Genomic DNA, 18,378 nt, shown 5'->3' with positions numbered 1-18,378 from the left:
GCGGGGACCATCATACGTGGTCGGAGGGGGTGGTCTCGACCACCCCCTCCGACCATCCCCTCCACCTGGTGGGTCAGCCGGTCACTTCAGGCCGAAGGCCCTGATGATCTCCTGGCTCACCGAGCCGCCCGCTCCGTCGGACGCGCTCGCCTTCAGCGACACGGAGCCGCCGGGGTCGCGCGGAGTCCGGATCAGCGTCGTCCAGTGGCCCTTGCCGTCCTTGATCAGCAGCGTCGGCAGCCAGGTCCTGCCGTCGTCGTAGGAGACCGACAGCTTCGCCGAAGCCGCCTTCGTCGCGCCGTCCAGCCACTCCTGCGTGGTGGACCCCAGACCGACCGGGATCAGCCGGCCGCCGCGCACCTTGCCCGCGGTGTCGGTGGGCACGTCGTAGTCGAGTTGGAGCAGCTTGACGTCGTCCTGGCCGACGCCCTCGGGCAGCGGCCCCGAGACGAAGTTCCACTCGGTGTGCGTACGGATCGAGGTCCGCCACTCCTTGGCGTCCCGCGCCGAGTCGAGCACCAGCCGGTAGGGCAGCTTCTTCGCGGGCTGGTCCCAGATGCCGCCCGCCCGGCCGACGCCCTGGGCGACGAGGGTGTCCCCCTGGTAGGCGGCGTAGGTGGTGCGGCCGTCGTACTCGTCGGCGGGCATGTCACCGGAGTGGCCCGCGCCGCCGTCCGTCCACGGCGTGATGTTGAACTGGATGTCGTTGTACGACGACCGGTTCGGCCCCCAGAAGGCGGAGCCGAGGCGCGGCCGGAAGATCCCGCCGAACCAGGAGACCGCGTACGAACGGCCCGCTGCGAACAGGTCGTTGCCGCCGCGCTCCTCCAGGAGCTGGTTGCTGTAGTCCGCGTCGTAGACGGAGTGGTCCTCGTACCAGAATCCGGCGCCGTGCTCGGGCGAGACGTACTCGGTGCGGGTGCCCGGGTAGGACTCCTGCTCGGCGAAGCCGATGCCGTGGCCCCAGGCGGGGATGTCGTAGCGGAAGCCGCCGCCGTTGCGGGCGCGGTCGCCGTTGTAGGTGGCGGTGACCTTGGCCAGGTCGCGCTTGGGGTCGGGGGTGTAGGCCAGGGTGCGGTCCGGGATGGTGCCGTCGTGCTGGTCGAGCAGGTCGTAGACCACCCGGGTGTACTTGCGCTGTTCGACGCTCAGCGAGAGCTTGCCGCCCTTGGCGTCGGCGACGAGCTTCGCGCCCGCGCCCCGCTGGACGGAGACCACGGTCAGCGGCGTGTCCCGGTAGCCGTTGTCGGGGTCGGCGTAGGACTCCAGCAGCCTGCCGCGGCCGTCGTTGACGACGATCAGCAGCTTCGCGCCCGCGGCGGTCGCCGCCGCGGCCCGCTGGACCGGAGTGACGGCGTCGGAGCGCTCGACCACCACGACCTTGCCCTTGGCGTCCAGACCCCGGTAGTCGGCCGCGCCGCCCTGCCCGGCGTAGACCGCGCGGAGCGTGCCCTTGCCGTCGGTGACGGTGGCGCCGGGCTGCGGGGTGGTGTCCAGGTCCTGCCCGCGCCCGGTGACGGCGACCTGCTGCTCGCCGAGCCGCCAGCGGGTCAGGAAGTTGAAGGTGCCGTTGCCGACCTTGGCCGTCGGCGACGCGTACAGCGTGTCGTACGTCAGCGGCAGGACCGCCGCGTCACGGACCACCTCGCCGTCCGCGAAGGTGCGGGCGATGTCCACGTGGAGCTGCCGCGTCTGGGTCCGCTGACCCGGCACGGCCGCGCTGACCTTGCGCGCCTTGCTCGCGTCGAGTGTGACGGTGGTGTCCTTGCTGAGCACCGTCTCCGGGTTGATCAGCACGGCCAGGCCCAGCGAGTCCGGCGCGTCGCCGGCCACGTCGATCTCCGCGTACGCCATGTACGTGCCGGGCGCCAGCCGCAGCGTGCGCTCGCCGTCGACCGCGATCGGCGACGGGTACGGGTTGCCCTCCTGCGCCAGTACGACGGTGCCCGCGGCGGGCTTTCCGTCCCGGCCGCGCAGCTTGACCGTGTAGTCGTACAGCTCCTGTTCCTTCTCCAGCGCGAAGCCGGTGTGCGCGACGAGGTGTCCGGTCGCCGTGTCGGTGGCCAGCACCTGGCCGGAGAAGGTGGTCGCCGACGGCACCCCGGCCGGGTCGAGCGTCAGCGTGACGTCCGCGCTGCCGCCCGCGGGGACGGTGACGGACGGCGCCGACAGCGTGTACGCCGGGTCCTTGGTATCCGTCGCCAGATCCAGCGTGACCGGGGCCTTGCCGCTGTTGCGGTACGTGATCACGCGGGTGGCCGGCGCCGCGTCGTCGTGTGGCCAGGAGTAGACGGCCGTGTCGACCGAACCGGTGGCCTGGACGGGGGAGTCGACCGCGGCCAGTACGTCGACCCGGCCGGTGCCCTGCTCGAACGGCGTGTAGTCGGCGAGCACCTTGGACGTGCTCATCAGCGCGTCCTTGAGCCGCGCCGCCGTCCAGTCGGGGTGTCGTTGCTTGAGGATCGCGGCGGCGCCCGCCACGTGCGGGGTGGCCATCGACGTACCGGACATCGTCTGGTAGCCGCCGCCCGGCATGGCCGCGGTGATGTCGACGCCGGGCGCCGACAGGTCCGGCTTGAGACCGTAACCGCCGCTCAGCGGGCCCATGCTGGAGAAGTCGGCGCGCTGGTCGGACTTGTCGACGGCGGCCACGGTGAGCGCGTCGCGCGCCGAGCCGGGGGCGCCGATGGTGCCCGCGCCGTAGGAGTTGCCCGCGGCGATCACGTACAGCGGACCGCCGTTCGCCGACAGGGAGTTGACGGCCTGGGCCATCGGGTCGGTGCCGTCGTCGGGTATCGAGGAGCCGAGGCTCATGCTCACCACGTCGGCGCCCTGGGCCTTGGCCCACTCCATGCCCGCGATGATCCAGGAGTCCTGGCCCTCGCCCTCGTTCGAGAGCACCTTGCCGACCAGCAGCTTCGCGCCCGGCGCGACGCCCTTGTAACTGCCGTCGGAGGCCGCGCCGCTGCCCGCGATGGTGGAGGCGACGTGCGTGCCGTGGCCGTTGCCGTCGGTGACGGCCTGGCCGGGCACGAAGCTCTGCTCGGTGGCGATCCGGTCCTTCAGGTCGGGGTGGGTGTCGTCCACGCCGGTGTCCAGGACGGCGACTTTCTCGCCGGCGCCGTCGTAGCCCTCGGCCCACGCCTGCGGCGCGTTGATCTGCGGCACCGAGTCCTTGAGGTCGGCCGTCACCCGGCCGTCGAGCCACAGCTTGTCGATGCCGGTGGCGACGTTGAGCGAACGGGCGTTGCCCGCCGGGCCCGCCAGGCCGGTCCAGAAGGCGCGGGCCCGCTTCTTGTCGGCCTTCAGGGCCGCGCCGCCGATGCTCGGCAGCGTCCGTACGGTGCGCGCGCCGGCCGGCGCCGCGGGCTGCGACCGTGCCGTGCGGGCGGCGTCCGTCCAGGTGGCGATCAGCGGCAGTCCGGCGCTGTGCGCGTCGTCGTAGCCCATGGCGGCCAGGGCGGACACGTCGAACAGCCGCCGGTCCAGCTTCCCCGCGGCCAGCAGCGGCTCCGCCTCGTCGGGAATGACGTACGTGTCACCGCCGTACTGCTGGATCCGTACGATCCCGCGCGCTCCGGGCGCGCGGTCGACGGTGACGGTGTCCTGCTTGCCGGGGCCGTCGGCGATGTGCACGACATCTCCGGTGAGCAGGGTGACGGTGGTCGAGGTGGCGGAGGGGGTGGAGTTGGCTGACGAGGGCGCGGACCGCGGGGCCGCCGCGGGGGTCGCCGCGGCGGCGTGGCCCGTGGGCAGCAGGAGAGCGGTACCGAGGGCGAGCACGGTGGTGCCCGCCGGTACGGTGATCCGGCGTCGAGTCGAAGTCATGCACATGATCTACCGGCCGTACGCCCGCCTGCGCACGGATCGGCGGTGGCGCGATTCCGCCTGGCGGCAATCCGCCGCCGCTTTGAGCCCGGCCCCGACCATCGGGTACGATCTCCCACGTCAGCAGGCGCCGCTAGCTCAGTTGGTTAGAGCAGCTGACTCTTAATCAGCGGGTCCGGGGTTCGAGTCCCTGGCGGCGCACGTGCCGACGAAGGCCCTCCGTTCACACGGGGGGCCTTTGTCGTACCGAACTTTCGTCGTACCGGGTCTTCGTCGTGCCGAGCCTGTGCCGTGCCGGATCAGATGCTGAAGGAGAGCAGGACCGGGGCCGCGCGGGTGTGGAGGGTGTCCACGGCGGGCTTGAGGCGGTGGGCCTGGGCGTACGGCATCGACAGCGCGAGGCAGGCGACCATCTTGCCGATGGTGACCGGGATCGCGGCGCAGACGGTGCCGACCGCGTATTCCTGGAGGTCGAGCGTGGGCACCGAGGTCGGCTGGCGTTCGAGCTTGGTCAGCAGGACGCGGTCGTCCACGACGGTGCGCGAGGTCAGCCGGGCAGGGCGGTGCCGCGAGAGGTGTTCCATCCGGCCGTTGTGGTCGAGCTGCGAGAGCAGGCACTTGCCGACCGCGCTGGCGTGGGCGGAGGAGCGGAAGTCCACCCACTCGTTGACCTTCGGCGCGTTGGGGCCGTCGGCGAAGTCGATGACGTGCACCTCGCCGTCGTCGTACCGGCTGAAGTAGACGGCCGCGCCCACCTCGTCGCGCAGTTCGGCCAGGACCGTCTGGAGCTTCTCCGCGAGAGCGTGGTCGCGGTTGGCGGCGCCGAGGAGCACCATGGACTCGCCGATGACATATCCGCCGCCGGGCAGAAATCCGAGATAACGCTCGCGGCGCAGCATTGCCAGCAGATGGGAGAGATAGTCCAGCGGCACACCGATTTCGCGAGCCAACTGTTCGGCGGTGACGCCGTGCCGATGGGTGTCGACGGATTCGAGCACGCGCAGCGCGTACTGGACCGCGTACACCGGCTCGATCTGTCGGTGTTCAAGCGCCACGGTAGCCCCCTGCAGGTATGACCGTTTGCGTCCTGGCTGTCGCCGCCGGTCACGGACGGGGATACGAAACGACCGGACCCGGCGGCTGGGCCGGTCTCCACGATAGCCCCAATCCCGTTTCAGGTAGAGGCGGTTGGCCAGTTATCCGGGGCTCTTCAAGCGTATATGCAGGAAGGGGCCACCCTGGCATATGCCTACGTCATTACCCGAAAAGGAAACAGCGGGGGAACCGTACAATCCGCGCCCGGGAATAACCGGACGTGGGCTCCGGTTGTCGGTCGCGCAGGGGTGGGGCAGACATGGGCACGGAAACGATCGAGGAGGCGCCCGCCGTGGGTGACGAACGACAGGGCGAACAGCAGGGCGAACGGACGGACGGGCGGTCCGTTACGGACGGCCGGTCCCGTACGGACGGCCGGGACGGCGACACCGGTACGCTCCGCGGCCGGGGCATCCGCGGCCCGGTCCGCGGCACCGCCCCCGTACCGCTGTCCGTACTGGATCTGGCCACCGTCGGCAGCGGCTTCACCGCCACCGACGCGCTGCGCACCAGCGTCGAGATCGCCAGGACCGCGGAGACCCGCGGCTACCACCGGATGTGGGTGGCCGAGCACCACTCGATGCCGGGCGTCGCCAGCTCCTCGCCCGCGGTGATCCTCGCCCACCTCGCCGCCCACACCCGCACGCTGCGGCTCGGCTCCGGCGGGGTGATGCTGCCCAACCACGCGCCGCTGGTGATCGCCGAGCAGTTCGGCACCCTGGAGGCGCTGGCCCCCGGCCGGATCGACCTCGGTCTCGGCCGCGCGCCCGGCACCGACGGCGCGACGGCCGCCGCGCTGCGCCGCACCGACCGGCTGCACGAGGGCGCGGACGAATTCCCTCAGCAGCTCGCGGAGTTGACCCGGTTCCTGGACGACGACTTCCCCGACGGGCACCGCTACGCGCGCATTCACGCCATTCCCGGCCCGGTGCAGGGCACGGCGCCCGGCGGCGTCCAGTCGGCGGGCCGCCCGAGCGTGTGGCTGCTGGGCTCCTCCGGCTTCAGCGCGCGACTGGCGGGCACGCTCGGCCTGCCGTTCTCCTTCGCGCACCACTTCTCGGCCGCCAACACCGTTCCCGCGCTGGCCCTTTACCGCGAGTCCTTCCGGCCCTCGGAGATCCTGGACCGCCCCTACGCCTCGATCGGCGTCGCCGCCCTGGCCGCCGACGACCCGGCCGAGGCGCGCCGCCAGGTGCTCTCCGGCGCGCTGAGCATGCTGCGGCTGCGCACCGGACGCCCCGGCCTGGTGCCGACGCCCCAGGAGGCCGAGGCGTACGAATTCAGCCCGGCGGAAAGGGACTTCGTGGACTCGTGGCTGGTGAACATCATCCACGGCGACCCGGACACGGTGCGTACCGGACTCGACCAGCTCGTGGACCGCACCGGCGCCGACGAGTTGGTGATCACCGCCAACGCGCACACGCCGTCGGTCCGGCTGCGTTCCTACGACCTCATCGCGGACGCGTACGGCTTCCCGAAGGACATCGCGACGGCCTCCGCCGAGGCCGCGTCCGGCGTCTCGTCCGAGGTCGCCGCCGGTTAAAGACTCGTTTCCGGCCGGTGCGTGGTCCAACGTCGCACGACGGCCCTGACCAGCCTTAAGTCAGCGTTAAAGCCGCTTGTCACCCGGTTGACGAGCGGCTTTGCCGTTGTCGCGGAACGCTACCGGCCGGTCGCCTTCCGCAGGATTGGTCTAGTCCTAAGTCTGGTTCAGACCATTGACGTGCACTTGACGAGGGGTTATCCATTCACCAGCCCCCTGTTGTTCCTCCCTCTCCCCCCGGAGGTACTCGTGCAGTCCAGGAAGAGAGCGATCGTGGCAGCCGTCACGACCGCCGCCCTCACCGCCGGAGCGCTCACCGCGCTCGTCGCCGGAGTGGGCACAGCCCAGGCGGACACCACCGCCGCCGCCAAGCCCGCGGCCGCCGCCGCGAGCAGCGGCGGCGTGAAGATCGCCTATTACGACCAGTGGAGCGTGTACGGCAACGCCTACTACCCGAAGAACCTCGACACGTCGGGGGTGGCGGGCAAACTCGACATCCTCAACTACTCGTTCGAGAACATCGACCCTTCGAACCTGACCTGTTTCGAGGCCACCAAGGCGTCGGACTCCACGAACGAGTCCAACCCCAACGCCGGTGACGGCGCGGGCGACTCCTTCGCCGACTACCAGAAGTCGTTCGGCGCGGACATCAGCGTGGACGGCGTCGCCGACACCTGGAACCAGCCGATCGTCGGCAACTTCAACCAGCTCAAGAAGCTGAAGGCGAAGCACCCCAACCTGAAGATCGTCGCCTCGATCGGCGGCTGGACCTACTCCAAGTACTTCTCCGACGTGGCGGCCACGGACGCCAGCCGGAAGAAGTTCGTCAGCTCCTGCATCGACATGTTCATCAAGGGCAATCTGCCCGTGCAGGGCGGCTACGGCGGCCCCGGCAGCGGTGCCGGGATCTTCGACGGCTTCGACATCGACTGGGAGTACCCCGGCTCGCCCAACGGCCACGTGGGCAACCACTACAGCCCCAACGACAAGGCCAACTTCACCGCGCTGCTCGCGGAGTTCCGCACCGAGCTGAACGCGTACGGCACGGCCAACGGCAACAAGAAGATGCTGCTGACCGCCGCGCTCCCGGCCGGCCAGGACAAGATCGCGCAGATCGAGACCAACAAGGTCGGGCAGTACCTCGACTACGCGAACATCATGACGTACGACATGCACGGAGCCTGGGACGCGACCGGTCCGACCAACCTCCAGGACCCGCTGTACCAGTCGCCGACCGACCCGTCCACGGCGATCCCGCCGGGCACCGAGAAGTACAGCACCGATCACGCCATCAACGCGTGGATCAACGGTAATTCGGCCTACGGCATCGCGGGCGGCTTCCCGTCCACGAAGATCACCATGGGCTACCCGCTGTACTACCGCGGCTGGACCGGCGTACCCGCGGGCAGCAACCACGGCCTGTACCAGTCCGCTTCGGGCCCCGCCCCGGCGCGCGGCATCAGCCAGGTCGCGGGCACGGCGTACTACAAGGAGCTCACCGGGCTCGTGGACAACGCCTCCACGACGTTCTACGACCCGAGCACCCAGGCCAACTGGTTCTACAACGGGACCGAGTTCTGGACCGGCCTCGGCGCCCAGGCGATCCAGGCCAAGGCGGACTACGCGCACTGCCACAACCTGGCCGGCTCGATGATGTACTCGCTGCTCGACCTCGATCCCGCCGCCACCCTCTTCAACAAGATCGTGACGGCGACCAACGGGTCCGCGTCCGGCTGCGGCACGACCACCACGCCGCCGACCACGCCTCCCACCACCCCGCCGACGACGCCCCCCACGACGCCGCCGACGACCCCGCCCACCACGCCTCCGACCACCCCGCCGGGCGGCACCTGCACCCTGCCGTCGTGGTCCGCCTCCGCGGTCTACGTCGGTGGCAACCAGGTCTCCTGGAAGGGCCACAAGTGGAACGCCAAGTGGTGGACCACCAATGAGGAGCCCGGCACGACCGGGGAATGGGGCGTGTGGCAGGACCTCGGGGCCTGCTGACGCGGCTCACCTCCTGACCGCATGACCCGGGGTCCGCGTCCTTACTCCCCCCAAGGACGCGGGCCCCTTCCGCGTGCCGCCGCCGTCCTGCGGCGCGTGCCGCCCCGCTCCCGCGGCGCGTGCCGCCTCAGTCCAGCAGCGCGGAGATCGCCGCCGCCGCCACGGGGCGCGAGTAGTGCCAGCCCTGGCCCGTGTCGCAGCCGATCCGGCGCAGGCGCTCCGCCTGCTCCGCGTTCTCCACGCACTCCGCCGTCACCGTCAGGCCGAGGCGGTGGGCCAGTTCGACCAGCGCCTCGACGATCGTCTCGTCGGCCGGGTTGGGGTGTTCCGCGGAGCGGAAGCCCTGCACGAAGGAGCCGTCCAGCTTCAGGGCCGAGACCGGGAGGCGGCTCATGTAGGCGAGGTTGGAGTAACCGGTGCCGAAGTCGTCGATGGCGATCCGTACGCCCATCTCGTCCAGGGCGTGCAGCGCCTGGAGGGGACGGCCGGCGGAGCCCATCACGGCGGACTCGGTGAGTTCGAGCTGGAGCAGCCGCGGCGGCAGACCGGTGTCGGCGAGGATCGCGGCGACGTCGGCGACCAGGTCGGAGTCCCAGACCTGGCGTACGGCCACGTTGACACTGACCACCAACGGCGCCTCGGGGTGGGCCAGTTGCCAGGCGCGGGCCTGGCGGCAGGACTCGGCGAGCACCCAGCGGCCGAGCTGGACGATGGAGCCGTCCTCCTCGGCGAGACCGATGAAGCGGTTGGGCGCCAGCCGCCCGAAGTGCGGGTGCTCCCAGCGCACCAGCGCCTCCACACCGCGCAGCTCGCCCGAGTCGAGGGCGACCAACGGCTGGTAGTCCAGGACGAATTCGCCGCGCTCGACGGCCTGCCGCAGCGTACGGGACAGGGCCTGACGGGTCATCCGGTGCTCGTTGCGCTCCGGGTCGAAGAGCGTCCAGCGCGCCTTGCCGTCGGCCTTGGCCCAGTACAGCGTGGTGTCGGCGGCCTGCATCAGACCGGTGGCCGACGTGCCCGCCGCCTCCCGTTCGACCACGCCGATGCTGGCGGAGACCGCGAGCCGGTGGCCGCCCACGTCGAACGGCGGCTGGAGCGCGGCCAGTACGGCCTCGGCCAGATCCGTCGCCTGCCCCGTACCGGTGGAGTCCCGTACCAGCAGGGCGAATTCGTCGCCGCCGAGCCGCGCCACCAGGTGCCCGCCGGGCTCGGCGCAGGCCAGCAGGCGGCGGCCCACGGCGGCCAGCAGTTCGTCGCCGACGCGGTGGCCGAGCGTGTCGTTGACCGCCTTGAAGCCGTCCAGGTCCAGATAGCACAGGCCGATCCGGCCGGTACGGCTGCCGTGGTCGCCGACGGCGGCCGACAGCCGCTCGAAGAACAGCGCGCGGTTGGGCAGTCTGCTGACCGGGTCGTGCATGCGCAGGTGCCGCAGCTGCTCGCGCAGGGTGTCCCGCTCGCCGACGTCCTCGACGGACAGCAGCAGCGGGCGGGCGCCGGTGCGCGAGAGCGTGATCTCGGCGTGCACGGTGCTGCCGTCCGGCCGGGTGATGCCGCGCGTGCAGCGCAGCCGTTCGCGGCGGCCGGTGAGCACGTCGTGGAAGGCGGCGCGGGCGTGCCGGTCGCCGCTCAGGCCGAGGAGCGCGGCGGCGCCCGTGGCGCTCATCCGCTCGGGCGAGGCGCCCAGCAGCGCGCCGAGCGCGCCGTTGGCCTCCAGGACCGTGCCGTCGGGGGCGAGCAGCGCCATCGCGGTCTGGGCGATGGCGAAGGCGGCCCGGTAGTCGCGCAGGTCGGCGTCGCCCGGCCGCGCGGCCGTACCTCCCTGCCCCGCCGTCCGTCCGGCCGGCTGCGGTTCCGTGCCGCCGCCGGAGTGTGGGGCAGAGGTGTGACTGTGCGTGATGACTTGTGCTGTGCTTTCGGGCTCGACACCTGGGCCGCCCGAGGGTCCGCCCATGGCCCGCTCCCCGCTTCGCGCTCGTCTCGATCGCGATCATATGGGCTGGCGGAGTTGGTGTTCCAGCGCCCTGGTGGTGATTCTCCGCACGTGTGCTGACGGATCGACCGAACGTGTCCGAACGGATCGCTCAGGTGATCGCATCCCCGGGGACATTACGCACCGTAGTGACCGCCGTGCGAGGCCCGTACGCCTCCCGCGCACCGCCCGGCTGGAGCAGTCGGACAGGACATATCGTCACATTCCATAGCAATGTGGGGGAGGTGTCCCGAACGGGTTCACGAATCCTCCCCGGAGGTCCATGTGCGGCGGTCAGCCAGCTCGTCAGGCTCTTCAGTCGTCTCGATAGGCGTACCGCCCCGCGCGCGGCGGCGTGTCCTGCGCTCCGCCGCGGCGGCGCTCAGCGTCTTCAGCGCCGTGGTCGCCTGGACGCTGACGACCGGCCCCGCCGCGTCCGCCGCCGTCGGCAGCGCCTGCCTCCTGCCGCGCACCGGCGCCCACCACTCCGAGGGCGTCGACACCTGGGAGAGCGGCTACGCCCGGCCGACCGGCCACATGAAGGCCCTCATGGTCTTCCTCGACTTCCCCGGCACCGCGCCCGACCTCACCACCCAGCAGGTCGCCGCCGACCACTTCCCGGCCACCACCCGCTTCTTCGACCGCGCCTCGTACGGCCGCTTCGACCTCGGCGTCCACCCCGTCACCCGCTGGCTGCGCATGCCGCGCCCCGCCACCGACTACGCGATCAGCCGCGACTGGAACGCCGCCGACCGCACCGCCTACCTGCGCGACGCCATCGCCGCCGCCGACCCGGTGGTCGACTTCCACGGCTACGACGTCGTCTACCTCGTCGCCGACCCCGACGCGCCCGGCGTCGACTCCGACGCCACCAAGGTCGTCAACCTCTCCACCCCGATCACCGTCGACGGCACCCCGCTGCGCCGGCTCGTCACCGTCTTCGAACGCCACCCGCCGGACCGCAACGTGCTCGCCCACGAGACCGGCCACGTCTTCGACCTGCCCGACCTGTACTACCGGCCGCCCGCGGGCAGCAACGCCGACTGGGACACCCACGTCGGCGACTGGGACCTGATGGGCAGCCAGTTCGGCCTCGCGCCCGACCTCTTCGCCTGGCACAAGTGGAAGCTCGGCTGGATCACCTCCGACCAGGTCGGCTGCGTCACCCGCGCGGGCACCACCTACCGGGACCTCAGCCCCGACGAGACCCCCGGCGGCACCAAGCTGATCGTCGTACGCACCGGGCCCGACACCGCCCTCGCCATCGAGGCGCGCACCGCCACCGGCAACGACCACGCCGCCTGCCGCCAGGGCGTCCTGCTCTACAAGGTGCGCTCCGACGTCGAGTCGGGTGACGGCCCCATCGCGGTGATCGACGGCCACCCGCACACCTCCGCGTGCCGGGCCACCTCCGTCTACCCGCCGCTGGCCGACGCGCCGCTGGGCGTGGGGGAGTCCTACGCCGTACCCGACGGCTCCACCCGCGTGACGGTCACCGCCCACAATTCGGACGGCACCTGGACGGTCAAGATCGTCGAGGGGTCGCCCGTCGGCGACGACACCGGCCACAGGAGCTAACGCCATGGCCTCCACCAAGGGGTCTGGACCGCGCCGCCCGGCCACGACGGGGTCAGGGCCGCGCCGGCTGACCCGGACCGGACTGCGCTGCACCGCGCTCTTCGCGCTCGGGCTGCTCGCCGTCGGCAGCACCGTCTCCGCGGGCCCGCGCACCGCCGCGCTCAACGCCTCGCCGCCGCCCGCCGCCCGGCCCTGCGCCCTGCGGGCCGTCCCCGGCGTCGCCATGTCCGAGGGCTTCCCCGACAGCTCCAGCCGCGGCCCCAACGCCGAATTCGCCCCCTCCACCGGCACCCTGCACGCCCTGACCCTGCTGATCGACTTCCCCGACGCGCCCGCCCAGTACAGCGCCGCCGACCGCTACGGCGAGTTCTTCCCCGCCGTCAAGAAGTGGTACGCCGTCAGCTCGTACGGCCGCCTCGACTACGAGTCCACGCCCGTGCTGCGCTACATACGGATGCCGCGGCCCTTCAGCGCGTACGGGATCGGCCGCGGCTACGGCTGGGACGCCCACACCGAGATGATGCGCGACCTGCTCAAGGTCGCCGACCACTCCATCGACTTCCGCGGCTACGACCTGGTCAACATCCTCGTCACGCCCAACGCGGGGCCGCCCGCCGACGAGGCGGTGCTCTCGGTCACCTGGACCGGCGCGTCCGCCGCGACCACCGACGACGGTGCCCACCTCGACAAGGTCTCCCTCATCTACGGCCACGACCAGTCGGGCCCGCGCGTCCTCAGCCACGAGAACGGCCACGCGCTCGGCCTGCCCGACCTCTACGCCGCCGACGACTTCCCGCGCACCGACACGCTCGCCGGGCAGTGGGACAGCATGTCGCTCGACTGGGGGCTGCAGGGCGACCTGTTCGCCTGGCACAAGTGGAAGCTCGGCTGGCTCGACGACAACCAGATCGCCTGCGTCACCGGCCGCACCGACGCGACCTACGAGCTCGGCGCCGTCGAGATCCCCGGCGGACGCAAAGCCGTCGTGATCCCGTACAGCCGCACCGGGGTCTTCGTCCTGGAGGCCAGACAGCAGCTCGGCAACGACAAGGACGCGTGCCGCGCGGGCGTGCTCGCCTACCGGGTCCGTACCGACGTCGACTCGGGCAGGGGCCCGGTGACCGTCGTGGACGCCCATCCCCGCACCTCCGCCTGCGACTTCAGCAGCGGCGCCTTCAACTCCCTGAACGACGCGCCCTTCGGCGTCGGCGAGAGCTACACGGACAAGGTGTCGGGCCTGACCTTCACGGTGCTGGGAAGGACAGCGGCGGGCGCGTGGAAGATCCACGTCACCCGCCGCTGATCGGGCGTCAGAGACCGTACTCAGTCCAGCAGTTCGGCGTTGAGCGTGATCGTCGTGCCCGCGAGCGCCTTGCTGACCGGGCAGTTCTCCTTGGCGCCCTGCGCCGCCGCCTCGAAGTCACCGGCGGAGATGCCGGGGACGCGCGCCTTCACCGTCAAGACGATGCCGGTGATGCCCTCGCCCGGCTGGAAGGTCACGTCGGCCTGCGTCTGCACCGTCTCGGGCGGGGTGCCCGCGCCCGCCAGGCCGTGCGAGAGCGCCATCGAGAAGCAGGAGGAGTGGGCCGCGGCGATCAGCTCCTCGGGGCTGGTCTTGCCGTTCGCCTCCTCCGCGCGGGAGGCCCACGTCACGTCGTACGAGCCGACGCCCGAGGTGTCGAGCGAGACGGTCCCGGCGCCGCCCATCAGCGGGCCCTTCCACTGGGTCGTCGCGGTGCGGGTGGTTGCCATGGTGAAGCCTCCAAGAGGTACCGACGGATGGCGGGAACGCCTCCTGAACGCTACCTCGCGCGCGCCCCGATCAGCGCGCGGGGAAGCTGTATGTCCAGCCCTGCGCGTCGAGCCTGTCCAGCAGCCGCGACAGCGCCTGCACGGTCTGAGTGCGGTCGCCGCCGCCGTCGTGCATCAGCACGATGGAGCCGGGGCGCAGTTGACGGTCGATGTTCGCCAGCACCTTGGCGGTGCCGGGCCGCTCCCAGTCGCGGGAGTCCACCGTCCAGCCCAGCGGGCGCAGCCCGTGGCCGGCGGCGATGTGACGGATCGTCGGGGTGAAGTCGCCGCCGGGCGCCCGGTAGTACCAGAGCTTCGCGTCGGCGCCCGCGGCCTTGGCTATCTCGCGCTGCGCGTCGACTATCTCGTGCGTGTTGTACGCCGCGGACCTGCTGCTCTGCCGCTCGTTGTGGTGCACCGAGTGGTCGCACAGCCGGTGGCCCGCCGTGGTGATCTGCCGGACCAGGTCGGGGTGGGCGGCGGCGTTGGGGCCGATCTCGCAGAAGGTCGCCTTCGCGTGGTGCGCGGCGAGCAGCGCCAGGACCTGCGGGGTCCAGCGCGGGTCGGGGCCGTCGTCGAAGGTCAGCGCGACGGACCTGCCGCCGTCCTCGGTGGAGTGCTGGATCGACTCGCCGGCCGGGGCGCCGGTGGTGGGGCTCCCCGAGGGGTCGGCCGGACCGGCCGAGGGGTCCAGGGGCCCGGTCGGCTGCCCCGGGATCGTCTGCGACGGGACGGCCCCGGACGGATCGGCTGCCCCGGGACCCGTCTGCGACGGACCGGTCGGTGCGGGACCGTTCTGCGTGGGACCCGGCCCGGACGGCTGCGAGCCGGACGGATCGCCCGGCGGAGAGGTCCGCTGGGACGGGATGCCCGCGGCCGGACCGGACGTCTCACCCGACGCGGTCGACGACGGCGCGCGCGACGAGGCCCGCGCGTCGTCCGCCCCGCTCGCCGCGGCCCCGCCGTGCTGTGTGCCGCACGCCGCGAGCGCGGTCCCGGCGAGCGCCGCGGTGGCCACCGCGGCGGCGGTCCGCCGTACGGCCGTGCGGCTCAACATCCCAGATCGTCCGGTTTTGTACGTCATGCGCACCACCGTAAACATGCTCCGAACGGGTGATGCAAGGCCCCCCGCCCCGCGCCCGGCCCCTGGGAACCCGCCCCGCGCCCCCGCGAATCCGGCCGCGAACCCCCCGCGACCCGCCGCGCGGCACGGTCAGCGGCGACGTACCAACGGGAAGGGCAGCGTCTCACGGATCGTCCGGCCCGTGAGGAACATCACCAGCCGGTCCACCCCGATCCCCAGCCCGCCGGTCGGCGGCATCGCGTACTCCAGCGCCGTCAGGAAGTCCTCGTCCAACTCCATCGCCTCCGGGTCGCCGCCCGCCGCCAGCAGCGACTGCCGGGTCAGCCGGGCCCGCTGCTCCACCGGATCGGTCAGCTCGGTGTACGCCGTGCCCAGCTCCGTGCCGTACGCCACCAGGTCCCAGCGCTCGGCCAGCCGCGGATCGGTGCGGTGCTGCCTGGTCAGCGGCGAGACCTCGGCCGGGAAGTCCTTGTAGAAGCACGGCGTGGTGGTGCGCTCCTCGACCAGCCGCTCGTACATCTCCAGCGCCACGTCGGCCGGCCCGTCGTCCGGGCCGTACGGCACCCCCGCCCGATCGCACAGCGCGCGCAGCCGCGCCAGCGGCGTCCCCGCGTCGACCTCCTCGCCCAGTGCCCGCGAGATCGCCCCGAACACCGTCCGCACCGGCCACCGCCCCGACAGGTCGACCTCCGCGCCGTCCGGCCGCCGGGCGGTCTGCCCGCCGTTCGCCGCGACGGCCGCCGCCTGGATCAGCTCCCGCGCCAGATCGAGCATCACGTCGTAGTCCGCGAACGCCTGATACGCCTCCAGCATCGTGAACTCGGGGTTGTGCTTGTGCGACACGCCCTCGTTGCGGAAGGTCCTGCCCAGCTCGAAGACCCGCTCCACCCCGCCGACGCACAGCCGCTTCAGATACAGCTCGGGCGCGATCCGCAGATACAGGTCGAGGTCGTACGCGTTGATGTGCGTGGTGAACGGGCGGGCGTTCGCGCCGCCGTGCACCGGCTGGAGCATCGGCGTCTCGACCTCCAGGAAGCCGCGGTCGGCCAGCGTCGTACGGACCGCGCCGACGGCCGCGCTGCGCGCGGTGAGCAGGGAACGCGCCTCGGGGGAGACCACCAGCGCCAGATAGCGCTGCCGCACCCGCGCCTCCGGGTCGGTCAGGCCGCGCCGCTTGTCCGGCAGCGGGTGCAGGCACTTGCCGGTCAGCGTCCAGGAGTACGCCTCCGCGGTCGGCTCACCGCCGCGGCTGACCGTCATCTCCCCTGCGACCCGGAGCAGGTCGCCGAGGTCCACGCCCGACTCGAACTCCCGCAGACCGTCCCGTCCGAGACGATCCCTGGTCAGCATGATCTGGAGGTCGCCCGACCAGTCCCGCAGGGTCACGAAGACGACCCCGCCGTGGTCGCGCACTCGCAGCACCCGGCCCGCGACGGCCACCGCGCTGCCCGCCCCCGCCGTACGCGCCGCCGCCAGCGTGTGCGTGGGACCCGCGCTCACCGGATACGGGTCGACGCCGTCGCGCCGCATCCCCTCGACCTTGGCCAGGCGCACACGGACCTGCTCGGCGGGGCCGTGCGGGTCCACGGGGGCGTGACGGCCGCGCTCGGCCGCGGCGGCCGTCACGCTCGCCGTCGTCATCCCCGCGGCCGTCATGCTCGCCGTCGCACCGGCCACCGCCGTACCGCCCACCGCGCCCGCTCCGGTACCGCCCGCCGCGGACCGGCGGCGGCGCCGGAAGCGCAGGCTCGGGAGCTCCACGAAACCTTCGGCGATGCCCGAGGCCAGACCGATCCTGGCCATGTCCTTGCCGTCGGCGTAACACAGGAACCGCGGGTACCAGTGCGGCTGGTACTTCACGTTCGAGCGGTACATCGCCTCCAGCTGCCACCAGCGGGAGAAGAACAGCAACATCCGCCGCCACATCCGCAGGACGGGCCCCGCGCCGATCCGGGCGCCCTCCTCGAAAGCGGACCTGAACACCGCGAAGTTCAGCGAGACCCGCCGGACACCGAGCGCGCCCGCGCCCGCGGCCAGCTCGGTGACCATGAACTCCATGATCCCGTTGGGAGCCGTACGGTCCCGCCGCATCACGTCGAGCGACACCCCGTCGTGCCCCCACGGCACGAACGACAGCAGCGCGGTCACCCGCCCCTTGTCGTCCAGCGCCTCCACCAGCAGGCACTCGCCGTCCGCCGGGTCGCCGAGCCGCCCCAGCGCCATCGAGAAGCCGCGCTCGGTGTCGGTGTCCCGCCAGGCGTCCGCCAGCCGTTCGACCTCCCGCAGCTCGTCGGGCGACAGATCGTGGTGCCGCCGGATGCGGGTGGTCGCCCCGGTCCGCCGCACCCGGTGCACCGCCTGCCGGATACCGCGCATCTCGCGGCCCGCCAGGTCGAAGTCCGTCACGTCGAGAATCGCCTCGTCGCCCAGCTCCAGCGCCCCGAGCCCCGCCCGCGCGTACGCCTTCGCGCCCTCCTCGCCCGCGCCCATCACCGCCGGCACCCAGCCGTACGCCCCCGCGTGCGCCAGCCACGCGTCGATCGCCGGACCCCACGCCTCCGGGTCGCCCAGCGGATCACCGCTGGCCAGACAGACCCCCACCTCCACCCGGAACGTCACCGCGGACTTGCCGCTGGGCGAGAACACCACCGACTTGTCGCGCCGCGTCGCGAAGTAGCCCAACGAGTCCTTGTCCCCGTACCGTGCCAGCAACGCCCGGATACGGCCCTCGTCGTCACCCCGCAGCGCCGCCTCCATCCGCTGCGACCTGAACAGCGTCGCCGCCGCGCACAGCAGCGCCGCCGCGCCGAACAGGCCGAGCCAGAAATTCGTCCAGTACGGCGGCCTGCCGATGTCCGGCAGGTCGTTCACCCCGCCGACCACCTTGTTGACCGCCCACCGCAGCCGGTTCCCGCCGTCCAGCGTCCCCGGGAACAGCGTCAGCAGCCCCCACCCCAGCAGCACCCCGATCGCCAGCCCGCACCCCAGCACCAGCAGCGCCCGCCAGAACGCCCCCTTGCGCACCCGCGCCGAGAACTCGCCCCGCGCGGCGATCACCGCGCCCAGCACCGTGCCCGTGATCAGCAGCGCCGGGATCGCGCTCCAGTCGCGTACCGCGATCAGCACCAGATTCGCCACCACGGTCAGGCCGAGGAAGACCGCCACGATCCAGTACGCCACCCGTTTGCGGGCCGCCATCGCGCCGCCCAGCAGCACCAGGAACGCCGCGTACGCCAGATTCGGCGACGCCGGCACCGTCAGGATCTCCACCCACCGGCGCACCGGGTCCAGCAGGGGCCGCAACGGGGAGACGACGGCCAGGGTGGCGCAGAACAGGGCCAGGATCCCGAAGAATTCTCCGAACCAGCCCGGAATTCTGGGCGCCACCCGCCCCCACGCCACCTTCCCGGGCATCGGCTCCGCCTCTCCTCCCACGCACCTGGCGCCTTCAGCTTTCCCCAATCCGGCGGGACGCGCCTCCCC

General features: G+C 72.1%; 10 protein-coding genes and 1 tRNA gene. 5 read left to right on the top strand and 6 right to left on the bottom strand.

Annotated features, from left to right (window positions below):
• Nucleotides 1-81: 81 nt before the first annotated feature.
• Nucleotides 82-3,828: a S8 family serine peptidase gene (locus tag ACFZBB_RS03240; protein WP_391117222.1), complete on the bottom strand. Its 3,747-nt coding sequence runs from the start codon at nt 3,826-3,828 to the stop codon at nt 82-84.
• A gap of 127 nt (nt 3,829-3,955) precedes the next feature.
• On the opposite strand from ACFZBB_RS03240, the gene ACFZBB_RS03235 reads away from it, so the two are divergent.
• Nucleotides 3,956-4,029, top strand: a tRNA-Lys gene (locus ACFZBB_RS03235).
• A 98-nt stretch (nt 4,030-4,127) separates the two neighbouring features.
• Here the strand turns inward: ACFZBB_RS03235 and ACFZBB_RS03230 are convergent.
• Nucleotides 4,128-4,883 carry an IclR family transcriptional regulator C-terminal domain-containing protein gene (locus ACFZBB_RS03230; protein ID WP_391117220.1) on the bottom strand — a complete coding sequence of 252 codons (756 nt, stop codon included), beginning with the start codon at nt 4,881-4,883 and terminating at the stop codon, nt 4,128-4,130.
• Nucleotides 4,884-5,182: 299 nt separating this feature from the next.
• On the opposite strand from ACFZBB_RS03230, the gene ACFZBB_RS03225 reads away from it, so the two are divergent.
• Nucleotides 5,183-6,466: an MsnO8 family LLM class oxidoreductase gene (locus ACFZBB_RS03225; RefSeq protein ID WP_391117218.1), complete on the top strand. Its 1,284-nt coding sequence runs from the start codon at nt 5,183-5,185 to the stop codon at nt 6,464-6,466.
• Between the two features lie 270 nt (nt 6,467-6,736).
• A complete protein-coding gene (locus ACFZBB_RS03220; RefSeq protein WP_391117518.1) occupies nt 6,737-8,473 on the top strand; it encodes a glycosyl hydrolase family 18 protein in 1,737 nt (578 codons plus the stop codon).
• 127 nt (nt 8,474-8,600) lie between these two features.
• Here ACFZBB_RS03220 and ACFZBB_RS03215 read toward each other — a convergent pair whose 3' ends face one another.
• The gene (locus ACFZBB_RS03215; protein ID WP_391117215.1) at nt 8,601-10,424 is read right to left on the bottom strand and encodes an EAL domain-containing protein; all 1,824 of its coding nucleotides are present in this window, start codon (nt 10,422-10,424) and stop codon (nt 8,601-8,603) included.
• Nucleotides 10,425-10,676: 252 nt separating this feature from the next.
• Here ACFZBB_RS03215 and ACFZBB_RS03210 point away from each other — a divergent pair, with 252 nt between their 5' ends.
• Entirely contained in the window at nt 10,677-12,020 is a 1,344-nt protein-coding gene (locus ACFZBB_RS03210; protein WP_391117213.1) for a M6 family metalloprotease domain-containing protein, read from the top strand.
• 4 nt (nt 12,021-12,024) lie between these two features.
• Complete coding sequence (locus ACFZBB_RS03205) at nt 12,025-13,323, top strand: M6 family metalloprotease domain-containing protein (protein ID WP_391117211.1); 1,299 nt, start codon at nt 12,025-12,027, stop codon at nt 13,321-13,323.
• A 20-nt stretch (nt 13,324-13,343) separates the two neighbouring features.
• On the opposite strand, the gene ACFZBB_RS03200 is transcribed toward ACFZBB_RS03205, so the two are convergent.
• The 3 genes from ACFZBB_RS03200 to lysX form a co-directional block, all read right to left on the bottom strand.
• Nucleotides 13,344-13,772 (bottom strand): OsmC family peroxiredoxin, encoded by a 429-nt coding sequence (locus ACFZBB_RS03200; RefSeq protein ID WP_391117209.1) that lies wholly within the window; start codon nt 13,770-13,772, stop codon nt 13,344-13,346.
• A 70-nt stretch (nt 13,773-13,842) separates the two neighbouring features.
• A complete protein-coding gene (locus ACFZBB_RS03195) occupies nt 13,843-14,895 on the bottom strand; it encodes a polysaccharide deacetylase family protein (protein ID WP_391117207.1) in 1,053 nt (350 codons plus the stop codon).
• Nucleotides 14,896-15,024: 129 nt separating this feature from the next.
• A complete protein-coding gene (gene lysX, locus ACFZBB_RS03190; protein ID WP_391117204.1) occupies nt 15,025-18,309 on the bottom strand; it encodes a bifunctional lysylphosphatidylglycerol synthetase/lysine--tRNA ligase LysX in 3,285 nt (1,094 codons plus the stop codon).
• Between the last annotated feature and the right edge of the window lie 69 nt (nt 18,310-18,378).

Origin of the sequence: Streptomyces sp. NPDC008139 (assembly GCF_042957025.1) — a bacterium.
Taxonomy (GTDB): Bacteria; Actinomycetota; Actinomycetes; order Streptomycetales; family Streptomycetaceae; genus Actinacidiphila.
The sequence above is the reverse complement of the archived record's forward strand: the minus strand, read 5'-3'. Positions and strand labels throughout refer to the sequence as shown.

Excerpts from the sequence above, each read along its gene's own strand:
- ACFZBB_RS03240 (WP_391117222.1), bottom strand. The coding sequence starts at position 3,828 with ATGACTTCGACTCGACGCCGGATCACCGTACCGGCGGGCACCACCGTG.
- ACFZBB_RS03225 (WP_391117218.1), top strand. The coding sequence starts at position 5,183 with ATGGGCACGGAAACGATCGAGGAGGCGCCCGCCGTGGGTGACGAACGA.
- ACFZBB_RS03215 (WP_391117215.1), bottom strand. The coding sequence starts at position 10,424 with ATGGGCGGACCCTCGGGCGGCCCAGGTGTCGAGCCCGAAAGCACAGCA.
- ACFZBB_RS03210 (WP_391117213.1), top strand. The coding sequence starts at position 10,677 with ATGTGGGGGAGGTGTCCCGAACGGGTTCACGAATCCTCCCCGGAGGTC.
- ACFZBB_RS03205 (WP_391117211.1), top strand. The coding sequence starts at position 12,025 with ATGGCCTCCACCAAGGGGTCTGGACCGCGCCGCCCGGCCACGACGGGG.
- ACFZBB_RS03200 (WP_391117209.1), bottom strand. The coding sequence starts at position 13,772 with ATGGCAACCACCCGCACCGCGACGACCCAGTGGAAGGGCCCGCTGATG.
- ACFZBB_RS03195 (WP_391117207.1), bottom strand. The coding sequence starts at position 14,895 with ATGACGTACAAAACCGGACGATCTGGGATGTTGAGCCGCACGGCCGTA.
- lysX (WP_391117204.1), bottom strand. The coding sequence starts at position 18,309 with ATGCCCGGGAAGGTGGCGTGGGGGCGGGTGGCGCCCAGAATTCCGGGC.